This is a genomic window from Amycolatopsis acidicola (genome assembly GCF_007713735.2).
Taxonomy (GTDB): domain Bacteria; phylum Actinomycetota; class Actinomycetes; order Mycobacteriales; family Pseudonocardiaceae; genus Amycolatopsis_E; species Amycolatopsis_E acidicola.
Window position 1 is genome coordinate 63055 of record NZ_VMNW02000017.1, and the last position, 12167, is coordinate 75221.

Annotated in this window: 10 protein-coding genes; 6 read left to right on the plus strand and 4 right to left on the minus strand. The window is 70.4% G+C overall.

From position 1 onward, the window contains the following. Positions 1-38 precede the first annotated feature (38 nt). The gene (locus tag FPZ12_RS14480) at positions 39-1361 is read left to right on the plus strand and encodes an MFS transporter (protein ID WP_243769842.1); all 1323 of its coding nucleotides are present in this window, start codon (positions 39-41) and stop codon (positions 1359-1361) included. On the opposite strand, the gene FPZ12_RS14485 is transcribed toward FPZ12_RS14480, so the two are convergent. Continuing rightward, the gene (locus FPZ12_RS14485; protein ID WP_144757900.1) at positions 1351-2493 is read right to left on the minus strand and encodes an LLM class flavin-dependent oxidoreductase; all 1143 of its coding nucleotides are present in this window, start codon (positions 2491-2493) and stop codon (positions 1351-1353) included. The genes FPZ12_RS14480 and FPZ12_RS14485 overlap by 11 nt on opposite strands. Before the next feature lie 197 nt (positions 2494-2690). Here FPZ12_RS14485 and FPZ12_RS14490 point away from each other — a divergent pair, with 197 nt between their 5' ends. Continuing rightward, positions 2691-3443: an ANTAR domain-containing response regulator gene (locus FPZ12_RS14490; RefSeq protein WP_144757901.1), complete on the plus strand. Its 753-nt coding sequence runs from the start codon at positions 2691-2693 to the stop codon at positions 3441-3443. A 1-nt stretch (position 3444) separates the two neighbouring features. Here FPZ12_RS14490 and FPZ12_RS14495 read toward each other — a convergent pair whose 3' ends face one another. After that, positions 3445-4512, minus strand: a complete 1068-nt coding sequence (locus FPZ12_RS14495; protein ID WP_144757902.1) for a glycosyltransferase family 4 protein — start codon at positions 4510-4512, stop codon at positions 3445-3447. 29 nt (positions 4513-4541) lie between these two features. Then, positions 4542-5933, minus strand: coding sequence for an aminotransferase-like domain-containing protein (locus FPZ12_RS14500; protein ID WP_243769843.1), 1392 nt, complete (start codon positions 5931-5933; stop codon positions 4542-4544). A gap of 63 nt (positions 5934-5996) precedes the next feature. Here FPZ12_RS14500 and FPZ12_RS14505 point away from each other — a divergent pair, with 63 nt between their 5' ends. The 4 genes from FPZ12_RS14505 (at position 5997) to FPZ12_RS14515 (ending at position 10516) form a co-directional block, all read left to right on the plus strand. Next, positions 5997-7157 (plus strand): trans-sulfuration enzyme family protein, encoded by a 1161-nt coding sequence (locus tag FPZ12_RS14505; RefSeq protein ID WP_144757904.1) that lies wholly within the window; start codon positions 5997-5999, stop codon positions 7155-7157. 73 nt (positions 7158-7230) lie between these two features. After that, positions 7231-7380 (plus strand): hypothetical protein, encoded by a 150-nt coding sequence (locus FPZ12_RS45575; protein WP_166462739.1) that lies wholly within the window; start codon positions 7231-7233, stop codon positions 7378-7380. A 305-nt stretch (positions 7381-7685) separates the two neighbouring features. Further along, complete coding sequence (locus FPZ12_RS14510; protein WP_144757905.1) at positions 7686-9224, plus strand: glycoside hydrolase family 13 protein; 1539 nt, start codon at positions 7686-7688, stop codon at positions 9222-9224. Positions 9225-9559: 335 nt separating this feature from the next. Further along, a complete protein-coding gene (locus tag FPZ12_RS14515; protein WP_150980333.1) occupies positions 9560-10516 on the plus strand; it encodes a hypothetical protein in 957 nt (318 codons plus the stop codon). Here the strand turns inward: FPZ12_RS14515 and FPZ12_RS14520 are convergent. After that, entirely contained in the window at positions 10491-12062 is a 1572-nt protein-coding gene (locus FPZ12_RS14520) for an IS1634 family transposase (protein WP_144748367.1), read from the minus strand. The genes FPZ12_RS14515 and FPZ12_RS14520 overlap by 26 nt on opposite strands. Positions 12063-12167 lie beyond the last annotated feature (105 nt).

The following is a 12167-nucleotide window of genomic DNA, read 5'->3' on the forward strand; positions in this document are numbered from 1 at the left end:
TGCTGGAAATCACAGACAGCGCCGGTACGTTCGGCGCGGTGACCACCGATCTGGACGAAGCCCCCGCCCCGGACCAGACCGCGAACGTGCGTACCGTGCTGGTGTCGAGCCTGATCGGCACCACAGTCGAGTGGTACGACTTCTTCCTGTACAGCACCGCGGCGAGCGTGGTGTTCGACAAGCTTTTCTTCCCGTCGGAGAACGCCTTCGTCGGGACGATGCTCTCGTTCGTCACGTTCTTCGTCGGCTTCCTCGCCCGCCCGATCGGCGGTGTCCTTTTCGGACACATCGGCGACCGGATCGGCCGCAAGCGGACGCTCATCACCACGATGGTCGTGATGGGCCTGTCCACCGCGGCGATGGGTGTGCTCCCGACGTACGCGCAGGTGGGCGTCCTCGCGCCGCTGCTTCTGGTGCTGCTGCGGCTGTTCCAGGGCCTGGCGATCGGCGGCGAGTGGGCCGGCGCGGTGCTGATGGCGGTCGAGTACGCGCCGCCCGGCAAACGCGCCCGGTACGGCGCCTGGCCGCAGCTCGGTCTCGCGCTCGGGCTGGGCCTCGGCACGGGTTTGTTCGCCCTGCTGGGAAATCTGCTCGACGACGACCAGTTCCTCACCTACGGCTGGCGGATCGCGTTCGGGCTGAGCCTGGTGCTCGTGGTGGTCGGGCTGGTGATCCGGCTCAAGGTGGACGAAACCCCGGCGTTCGAGCGGATGCGGCGGCTGCAGGGCACCGCGCGGATCCCGTTCGTGGAGCTGCTCCGTGACCGGACCGCGCGGCGCAACACGATACTGGGCCTGCTCTCGCGCTGGTCCGAAGGCGCGGCGTTCAACACCTGGGCCGTTTTCTTCATCACCTACGCGACGGCCACGCTGAAACTGCCGCGGAACACCGTGCTGGTGCAGGTGATGCTCGCGTCGGTGGTGCTGGCGCTGATGCTCCTGGTCTTCGGCAGGGTGGCCGATTCGGCTTCACCACGGCGGTTGTACGCGATCGGCGCCCTCATCTACGCGCTCTCGGTGTACCCCGCGTTCGTCGCCTTCCAGACACGGAACGCGCTACTGGTCGGGATCGTGCTCGTGCTGCTGCTCGGTGTGGTCCACTCGGTGCTCTACGCGCCGCAAGGCACGCTCTACGCGCAGCTCGCGCCGGTGCGGCTGCGCTACACCGGGATGTCTTTCGTGTACCAGTTTTCCGGGATCTACGCGTCCGGGCTGACGCCATTGCTCGTCACCGCGCTGCTCGCGGCGGGCGGCGGAACGCCTTGGCTGGCCTGTGGTTACCTCGTGCTCACCGGCATCGTCGGTGCCGCCGCGACGCTGGCGCTGCGCAAGCGGGACCTGTTCTTCTCGACTACGAGGTGAACGGGATCGCCGCCGGTTCGTCGGACGACGAGCCGGCGGGGTGGTGCCACAAACCCTTGCGCTCCAGCAAAGGCAGCACGCCCTCGCCGAACCAGTAGGCCTCTTCGAGATGCGGGTGGCCGGAGAGCACGAACTCGTCGATGCCCAGCGCGTGGTACTCCTCGATCCGCTCCGCGACCTCGGCGTGGCTGCCGACGAGCGCCGTGCCCGCGCCGCCGCGCACCAGCCCGACCCCGGCCCACAGGTTCGGGTAGATCTCCAGGTCCGCGTTCGAACCGCCGTGCAGCGCGAGCATGCGGCGCTGCCCTTCGGACTCGCTGCGCGCGAGCCCGCCCTGTACCCGCTCGATCGTCTCCGCGTCCAACGCCTTCAGCAGCCGCTCGGCTTCCGCCCACGCCTGTTCGGCGGTGTCCCGCGCGATCACGTGGAGCCGGATCCCGAACCGCGGCTTGCGCCCTTCGGCCGACGCTAGCCCGCGGATCCACTCGATCTTCTCGGCCACCTGCGCCGGCGGCTCACCCCAAGTCAGATACACGTCGGCGTGCCGGGCGGCGACCGCGCCCGCTTCGGGCGAGGAGCCGCCGAAGTAGATCTCCGGCACCGGGTCGGGCGTTCGCGTCAGCTCCGCGCCCTCGACCTGCAGATGCACACCGGCGAAATCGACCCGCTCGCCACGCCACAGCGCCCGCACGATCGACAGGAACTCGTCGCAGCGTTCGTACCGCGCCTTCTTGTCGAGGAAGTCGCCGTACGCCCGCTGCTCGTGGCTTTCCCCGCCGGTGACGACGTTCAGCAGCAGGCGTTGCCCGGAATGCCGCTGGAACGTGGCGGCCATCTGCGCGGCCAGCGTCGGTGACAGGAGCCCGGGCCGGAACGCCACGAGGAACTTCAGCCGCTCGGTGACCTCGCTCAACATCGCGGTGGACAGCCAGGCGTCTTCACACCAGGCGCCGGTCGGCGTCAGCGCGCCGACGAATCCGAGCTGCTCCGCGCTGCGCGCGATCTGGCCGAGATAGCCGAGCGTGGCGGGACGGGAGCCACCCGCCGTCGTCGTCGCCACGCCGTGCCCGCCGCCCACCAGATACCGGCTGTCCCCGTAGGTCGGCAGGAACCAGTGAAAAGTCAGCGACATCAGGCAACTCCTCGGCAATGGGCACCAAAACGCCACCATGCCGCAGGTGCTCGGGACAGTGCATCCGTTCCCAGCATCCGGGAGCAGGTCCGTGCCGGGCGACGCGCGCCCCGACGTATGCTTTCCGTGCGTCAAGAATCCGGCGCCGGAAACTGTTGGACGGCGCGAAAGTGGCGTGAACACATGGCGAATCGAAGATGAGCGGCCTCACCCCCGAACGGCCCGAGCCGTTGCTCCGCCTGGACGAAGTCGCCGGCGCGCTGGAGGATCTGCGCGCCGAGGTGGCCGGCGAGGAACCGTTGGACGCGGTGTTGCTGCGGCTGGCGGAAACCGCGGTGAAGGGGATCTCCGACGCGGACGCGGTCAGTGTGACGGTGCTCGCGGACGGCGGCCCGCGCACGGCGGCCAGCACCGATTCCGAGATGATCGGCATCGACGGCGCCCAGTACACCGCCGAGAGCGGGCCCGCGTTGCACGCGGCCACCACGCGCGAGCCCGTGCGCTCGGTCGTCGCCGACGACGAGGAACGCTGGCCGGAGTTCGTGAAGGCGGCTCTGGCGACGGGCGTGCGCGCGTACCTGTCGATGCCGTTGCTGTTGGAGAGCGCGCACGACGGCGAGCCGGAACTGGTCGGCGCGCTCAACGTGTACAGCCGCACGGCCACAGCCTTCGATCCCTTCGACGAGACCCTGATGCGGTTGTTCACCAACACCGCGTCGGCCGCGATCAGCAACGCCCGCCGCTGGCACCACGCCCGCGACCGGGTGCGGCACCTGGAGGTCGCGCTGACCTCGCGGGCCGAGATCGACCAGGCGAAGGGCGTGCTGATGGCGGTGCACGGGGTGAGCGCGGAGGACGCGTTCGCCCGGCTGGTCGAGCAGTCCCAGCAGCAGAACCGGAAGCTCCGCGAGGTGGCGCGGGAACTTCTGGAGTCGGTGCGGCACCGCTGATTCAGCCGTCGCCGGAACCGATCGCCGCACCGTCCACACTGGACTCGACGAGCACCTCGGCGGTGCGTGCGGCGTTCACCCGGACGTCGAACTCCCGCCTCGCCACCGCCCGCGCGGCCGGCGCCAGCTTCGCGCGCAGCTTGTCGTCCAAGACAAGCCGCTCCAGCGTGGCCGTGAGCGCGTCGGCGTCGCCGGACGGCACGATCGTCGCGGCGCCCGCGAGCACCTCCATCGTGCTGCCGATCGCGGTGGTGACGGCGGGCAGTCCGTGCGCGAGCGCCTCCAGCAAGGGGTACGGCAGGGCTTCCCACCGATCCGGCTCGCAGAAGATGTCCAAGCGGCGCAACAGTTTCGAGCTGTCGGGCAGCGGGCCGAGCAACCGCACCGGGAGGCCACGGGTGCGCTCGATCAGTGCCGCGCGGTCGGGTCCGGATCCGGCGAGCAACAGTTGAATCGGACGGCCGCGGCGGCGTAGCTGGGCCACGGCTCGCACCAACAGGTCGAGCCCGTCTTCGAGCACCAGCGGGGCGATCGCCCCCAGCACGACCGGCGTCCGGCGACGCGGCGGCACCGGCTCGTCCGGGATCTCCACGCCAGGCAGGATCCGGCGCGCGTTGCGGACGCCGAGCTTCTTCAGCAGGCCCACCAGCGTGTTCGTCGGCGCCACCGCGCCCGCCAGGTTCCGGTACGCCTGCCAGGCGTCGGGCAGGAACGTGTCCGTCGCGCCGCCGCCGTGCAGGGTGGCGACGGTGGGCGCGACCGATTCGGCCGCCCGCACCAACGCGAGGTTGCTCGCCGGGTCCGCCAGGTTCACCTGCACCACGTCGGGCGCCAAGTCCGCCAACGCGGCTCCGGCCTCGGGCGCCCACGACGCGTGCTTCGCGAGCGGGACCACCTTCACGTCCATCACCGGGCCGAACTCACGGAGAAAAGGGCCCGCCACCTCCTGGTTGACGACGAGACTGCGGCGCACCCAGCCGGGCAGGTGTCGCAGGAGCCTGGTGGTGTAGAGCTCGGCGGCGCCGAAGGTGCCACTGTCCACCACGAGCGCGACGTGCAGTGGTCCCATATGCCGGAAGTACCCGCCTTGCGCGACGGCTACACGGCCAACGGCTCCGGTACCCCATACGCGTCCCAAGCCGCGGCGAGCCGTCTGACGGCCTCAGTCAGCTCCTCCGGCGTGGCGAGGAAGGAGATCCGCAGGCAGCGGGTGCTGCCGCCGGTGACGTCCAGCGCCCCGCCGGGCAGGACCGCGACGCCGTGCCGCAACGCCAGCTGGGCGAAGGAAATCCCGTCCCCGCGCGGAAGTTCCACCCACACCGTCTGGCCGCCCGTCGCGGGCCGGAACCGCCACTCCGGCAGCAACCTGGTCAGCTCCGCGCACAGCGTGTCGTGGCGTTCCCGCAGCTCGGCGACCCGGCGCTCGCGGTGCTCTTCCAACCCCGCGACCAGCTCGGCCGCGGCGAGCTGACTGAACACTTCGCCGCCGAGGTCCTGCACGGCCTTGAACCGGGCCAGCCGCGCGACCACCGCTTCGGCGGCGCGCACCCAGCCGATGCGCAGACCACCCCAGAGGATCTTGCTCAGCGACCCGACGGTCAGCAGCAGGTCGTCACGGCCGAAGGCGGCCAGCGGCGGGAGGTCGCCGGACCCGAGGTCGGCCAACGCCTCGTCGTCGATCACCGGCACCCCGGCGGCGACGGCGGCTTCGGCGACCCGGCGGCGAAGCAGGGCAGGCAGCACGTCGCCGGTCGGGTTGTGGTGGGTCGGGATCAGGTAAGCGAGCGCGGGACGCTCCTGGAGTGCACGGACGAACGCGTCCGCGTCGGTGTGCGGCACCGAACGCAGGACCGCCGCCGACTCGCGGAAGACCTCGAGCGCGCCGGGGTACGTCGGCGCTTCCACCAGCACTCGGTCACCCGGCGTCAGCAGCATCCGGGCAACCAGCGACAGTGCCTGCTGCGCGCCCGCCGTGACGAGGATCTGCTCCGGCGACGTCGGCAGCCCGCGCCGCGTGTACCGCTCGGCGAGCGCGCGCCGCAACGCCGGATGCCCTGCCGGGTAGTAGCCCATCCCGTCCTGCACGGACAGCACCTTGGCGTACGCGTCCGCCACGACCTTCGGCATCGCGTTCGGGGAAGCGCAGGTCAACAGGACCACGTCGTCCGGCGGTTCGAGCAGGTGGAGGAACAGCGGGTTCGACGTCTCCATCGAGGCCCCGCCCGGCACGGCGGCCGGCGCGACCCTGGTGCCGCTGCCCTGTTTGCGGACGATCCGGCCCTCCTGGCTGAGCAGGTCGTACGCCGCGACCACGGTGGTGCGCCCGACAGCGAGGGCGGCCGCCAGCGTGCGATCCGGTGGCAGCGCGTCACCGGGACGCAGCTCGCCGTCGTCGATCATCCGCCGGAGCCGGGCGGCCAGCAGCACGTACAGGGGCCCGCGCCCGGCCGACCAGCGGCCGAGGCGCGCGACAAGGTCAAGTGGCCTCACCGGCAAACCAATATCCCGGGATTGGCTCTGTGGCAAGCGGTTTTCCGCCGCCAGAGTGAAGGCATGACGCATCGCGAAACGCTCCGGCTGCCCGTTCCCGACCAGATCGAAGGCCGTCCGGTCACCGTGCCGCTCTACCAGACCGCCAACTTCGCCTTCGACGATCCGGCCGCCATGGCGTCGGCGATGAGTAGCCCCTCCGGGGCGCATTTCTACAGCGGCTACACCAACCCGACCTCGCGCGCGTTGGAAGAGGCCGTCACCGCGTTGGAGGGCGGCACGGTCGCGCTCGCCACGGCGTCGGGGATGGGCGCGATCAGCGCGAGCCTGTTCGGCGCGCTGCGCCACGGTGACCACGTGATCGCCCAGAAAGCCGTGTACGGCGGCACTTCCGGGCTGCTGAACAACCTCGCGACGCAGTGGGGCGTGGAGGTCACCTGGATCGCCGGGCACGACCTCGACGAGTTCACCGCCGCGCTGCGGCCGAACTCCCGCGTCCTGCTGCTGGAGACGATCGCCAACCCCACCGGTTATGTGCCCGATCTGCCGAACCTGCTTGGCGCCGCCCATTCCGCCGGCCTCACGACGATCGTCGACAACACGTTCGCGACGCCGATGCTGTGCCGTCCGATCGAATACGGTGCCGACGTCGTGGTGCACTCGGCCACGAAGTACCTCGGCGGGCACCACGATCTGGTCGCGGGGGTGGCGGTGTTCGCCGAGCGGGAGCCGTACGAGAAGGCGTGGGCGCAGGCGATCAAACTCGGCTCGGTGATCGACCCGTTCACGGCGTGGCTGACCCTGCGGGGCCTGAAAACGCTGCCGTTGCGGGTGCAGCGGCAGGTGAATACAGCGAGCGACATCGCGCACCGGCTGGCCGCCCATCCGGCCGTGTCGGTGGTGCACCACCCCGGGCTGCCGTCACATCCGAGCCACCGCCGGGCGAGCAGGCTGCTGTCCGGGTACGGCGGCACGTTGTCCTTCGAAGTGGCGGGCGCCGAGCAGTTCATGGGCCAACTCGGCCTGATCCTGAACGCGGGTTCGCTCGGCGGCACCGAAACCGTCGCGATGCATCCCGCGTCGACCACGCACCGGCATCTGCGGGGCGAGGCCCTGCGTGCGACCGGCGTGACCCCGGACCTCGTGCGGCTGTCCTTCGGACTGGAACACCCCGACGATCTCTGGGCCGACATCGAGCAGGCGCTGAAGTCGTTGCCGGGGTGACAGCCCGGCGCGGAGGTGTTTCAAATCGGGCGCCGACGGGAATTCCGGGCGGACGGTGACCCCAGGAGGCGCGATGGGCAAGCATCGTTTCGACGAGAACGAGGAAGACCGCAAATGGGGCGGCCCGGCACTGGCCGAGCGGAAGGAAGCCGAGCCGCGACGACACAGCCGTGAGGAGAAAGAGTCCGAATCGGACCGGGCGGACGCGGAGCGGCAACGGTGAAGACGGAGGCGGCGTGACCGGAGGGGGCACTACGGTCACGCCGCCCGGCAGGGCCGGAGCGGCGGCACCGGCCTGAGTCTGAATCTTGCTTACCCGCACTTCGTGAAAGACAAACCTGCGGTTCGACCTGCACGGGGTTCCGTGCGGGCGCGTGCGAGGCTGTGGTCCAGGCAAGGCGCCCTGACCGTCCACTGTGGCCGGATGGGAATGGTTGGGCCACCTGGGTGCACAACCCGCGAGAACCCTTACGCGCCTCGATCGTCCCGTTACGCTTTGGCTGTGCAGCCGAAGCGGAAGGGGCCTCCGTGGCGGACAGCTCGCAGTGGTGGCGCAGCGCGGCGATCTACCAGATTTACATCCGCAGTTTGGCCGACGGCGACGGCGACGGGGTCGGCGATCTAGCCGGAATCCGCTCCCGGTTGCCGTACCTGGAAAGACTCGGCGTCGACGCGTTGTGGATCACGCCTTGGTACCCGTCCCCGATGGCCGACGGGGGTTATGACGTCGCCGACTACCGGGACATCGACCCGCTGTTCGGCACACTGCGCGAGGCCGAAGCGCTGATCAGCGAGGCGCACGGGCGCGGCCTGCGCGTGCTGATCGACCTGGTGCCGAACCACACCTCGGACCGGCACCGCTGGTTCCAGGCCGCACTCGCCGCGGGACCTGGGTCGCCGGAGCGAGACAGATACATCTTCCGCGACGGCGATGAGCCGCCGAACGACTGGCGGAGCGTGTTCGGCGGTCCGGCGTGGACACAGGTCGGGGACGGCCAGTGGTACCTGCACCTGTTCGACCCGACCCAGCCGGACCTGAACTGGGCGCATCCCGAGGTGGTCGCGGAGTTCGAGGACATCCTGCGGTTCTGGCTGGACCGCGGCGTGGACGGCTTTCGTATCGACGTCGCGCACGGCCTGGCGAAGCAGAAAGGGTTGCCGGCGCTGGGAGTTTCCGAACTCGTGCTGCCGACCGACCGGCTCGACCACCCGCATTGGGACCGGGAGGAGGTGCACGAGATCTACCGGTCGTGGCGCCGGATCAGCGAAGCCTATGGGCCGGACCGGATTTTCGTCGCGGAGGCCTGGGTGGCGACCCCCGAGCGGCTGGCCAGATACGTCCGGCCGGACGAGTTGCACACGGCGTTCAACTTCGATTTCCTGCGCTGCGCCTGGGATGCGGCGAGCCTGCGCGAGGTGATCGACACCAGCCTCGCCGCGATGTCGTCGGTCGGCGCGCCGGCGACGTGGGTGCTGTCGAACCACGATGTGATCCGCCACGTGACCCGGTATGGCGGCGGGGACCTCGGCCTCCGGCGGGCGCGGGCGGCGCTGTTGCTGATGGATGCGCTGCCCGGGAGCGTGTACCACTACCAGGGTGAGGAGCTGGGCCTGGAGGAGGTCGAGGACCTGCCGGAGGAAGTGCTCCAGGATCCGAAGTGGGAACGTTCCGGGCACCAGAACCGAGGTCGCGACGGCTGCCGGGTTCCCTTGCCCTGGAACGGAAAGCGGCCGCCGTTCGGGTTCAGCACCGGCACGCCGTGGCTGCCACAGCCGGCGCACTGGAGCACGTTGACGGCCGAGGCCCAGGACGCCGACGAGAACTCGATGCTCTCCCTGTACCGCGAGGCGCTGCACCAGCGGCGGCAGATCGGTACCGGGGAACTGTCCTGGGTGGACAGTCCGGACGGCGTGCTGTCCTTCCGCCGCGGCGAGGGTTTCCTGTGTGTGGCCAACCTTTCGCCGGTCCCGTACCCGTTGCCCGAACACGAGCGAGTGCTCCTGGCGAGCACCCCGCTCGACAACGGGAAGCTGCCCACCGACACCACCGTGTGGCTCGCGACCTGAGTTTTTCCGTCGTGTCGTGGGGCGGATTGGGTAAGGTCCCGACCATGACGACTCCGGGGGACGGCGGGCAGCCGCAGGGCTATTCGCAAGGACAGCCACAGCGTTATCCACAGGAGCAGCCGCCCTATCCCCAGCCGGGGACGGGCTCTCACCCCGCCGCACCGAGCGCGGATGGGGGTGCGGGTGCGGGTGCGGGTGCGGGTGCGGGTGCGGGTGCGGGTGCGCCGCCAGCCTTCCCGGGCCCATCAGGTTATGCAGGGCCGGGCAACCCAGCACCCGGCACCACCGGGGGCGGTGACGCAGGGCCGGGTTATCCAGGGCAGGCCGCCCCGGGGATGGGCTACTCGGGCCAAGCCGCGCCGGGGATGGGGTATCCCGCGCACCCCCAGCCAGGGACGGGCTATCCGGCGCAGGGTTTCCCCGGGCAGGGCTATCCGCAGGGCTCCCCCGGTGTTGGCTCTCCGGGGCAGGGTTACCCGACACAGGGTTCTCCAGGAACGGGCTATCCGCCGCCGGGCTCCCCCGCGCAGGGTTACCCGCCGCAGGGCTCCCTTGGACAGGGCTATCCGCCGCCGGACTCCCCCGCGCAGGGCTATCCGCCGCCGGACTCCCTCGCGCAGGGCTATCCGCAGGGCTCCCCCGCGCATGGCTCTCCGCAGGGCTTCCCCGCGCAGGGCTCCCCTGGGCAGGGCTATCCGGCACCGGGTGCTCCAGGACTCGGCTATCCGGCACCGGGCTATGCGGCACAGGGCTACCCGGGGCAGGGCATGCCGTTCAAACCCGGGCCGTTGACGCTGCCGGGGCTCGGCGCGATCCCGGCGGTTGCCGGGATCGTCCTGATCCTCGTCGGGTTGTTCGCGCTGCCGTGGCTGACGCTCATGGGCCAGACGGACTACTTCACCGACATCACCCAGCTCGCCGCGGACAGCACCGGCTCTGGTGGCTGGAGCAGCACCTACGCGATCTTCCTCGGTTACCTCGTGGTGTTCGTGCAGCTGGTCAACCCGCTGCCATGGACGCTCGGTGCCCTGCGCGGGAAGAAATCGGCCTTCCTGCTCAGCGGGATCCGGCGCAAGGACCTCACTCGCGAGAACCTCTGGTGGTACCGGACCGTCTTCGGCTCACGCGCGACGCTGATGCTCGGCATCCACGTGGCCGGGGTGATCGGCCTGTTCCACAAGGACCTCAGCCTGATCGGCGCGGGCGCCTGGCTGGTGCTCGTCGGCAGTGTGCTCGTGGCCGCCGGTGCCTTCGTCGGGCCGCGGGTCACGGCGCATATGCCTCCAGGTTGAACAACTCGAACAACTGCCGCTGACTCCCACTCAGCGACGTGAGCACCCGCCGCGTCCGCGGGCGCCCGCCGGTGGACGGATACCGCAGCACCGTCTCCCCGATCCGCGAAAGCTGCTCGAGCAGCTCCCGCACGGAAAGGTCGAGACCGGCGCGGTCGGCCTCCTGCCGCATGAGGTGGGTAACCGCCGCCGCCAGTGTGCTCACCAGCGAGTGCACGGCGATCCGCTGCTCCGTCCAGTCCCACCGCGGCGCCGGCGCGGCGACGAACGAACCGTGGAACATCCGGAACGTCGAATCCAGGTGGTAGCGCGCCCGGTACGCGGTGATCACGTCCAGCACCGACCAGTCGTCGTGATCAGTCACCAGTAACTGCTTTCCGAACAGCTCCTCGTCCAGCCGCGCGCGGGCGGCTTCGTCGATCCGATACTCCAACCGCAGCTCACCGGGCTTACCGCCGGTCAGCCGCGCTGTCAGAACCCTGTCCACCCAGCGCACCCGCGTGATCCGGGCGAGCTCGGTGAGCAGCTGTTCCCTGGTGCGCCGGTTGGTGCCCGCCTCCAGTGCGAGCGCCAGACCGTCGAGCTGCCGGGTGGCCGTGCTCAACGCCTGCGCGAACCCCCGAACCTGAGCGGCGTGCAACCGCGCTGAATGGGTGAGCACAACCCGCCGCCGCACCCCGGACACCGTCGCGTGCGTGTCGAGCGCCGTCAGCCCCGCGAACCGGTCCGGATCCACCGGCCGCCGCACCGAGGCGGGACGGACGAGCAGCTCCGGAAAGTCCGCGAGTGGCAAGGCACCGACGAAATGGCGCCCCGCGTCCAGGTCCAGCTGCGCCTGCTGCCCGGCGTCGAACACCACGGTGACCTCACCGCGATGCCGTGCCGCGAGCCGCGACGCGGCCACCCCGAACGGCACACCTCGTTGGTAGACATGGGACACGAGCGGGATGGCGCCATCCCTCGTGACCACCGCGCTGAGCCCGGCCAGCGCCGCGTCCGCGGTGTCCGATTCGGCGTAGGTAGCGAAGTTCGGGATGTCCACCGCCAGCGTGACCGGCGCGTCGAGCCGGATGTGGGAGACCACCTCCTCCTCGATCCGCTCCAGCTGGGTCCGGGTCAGCCTTCTGGTCACCTGCCAGAACTGCTCATCCCGCACCGTTTCCGCCGCGAACCTCGGCCGGATGAACCGCTCCGCCGCTGTCTCGGCCCACCAGTCCGCCAACGTCGCACACGGCGCGACGGCCCGCTGCAGCACGGCCAACGCGAGGTACCTGCCGACGGAAACCTTGCGCCGTCCCACGATTTCGTCGATCGCGGGCGCCACCTGGAGTCGCTCCAGGGTGCCCCAGACCGCGGCCGAATCACCGAAGGTCAGCTGCCGGGTGGACTCCGGCATCCCGCCGCCACCGTCGACCGCCGCCGCGATCTCCTCGGCCGAACCGAGGTAGCGCTGCGCCACGATCCGGGGCCGCCCGTCCACCCTCGCCGACTCGACGAAGTAGTAGTAGGTCCGCCCGTTGATCCGCTTGCCGACCACCGATCCCACACTTTAGGTAATACACATGCCCGGCTCCCGGCGCAACGAGATCGATATCGCTGAGCTGCGGAAACACCGCGACAGCCGGGGCGCGCGGACAGGATCACCTGAGCG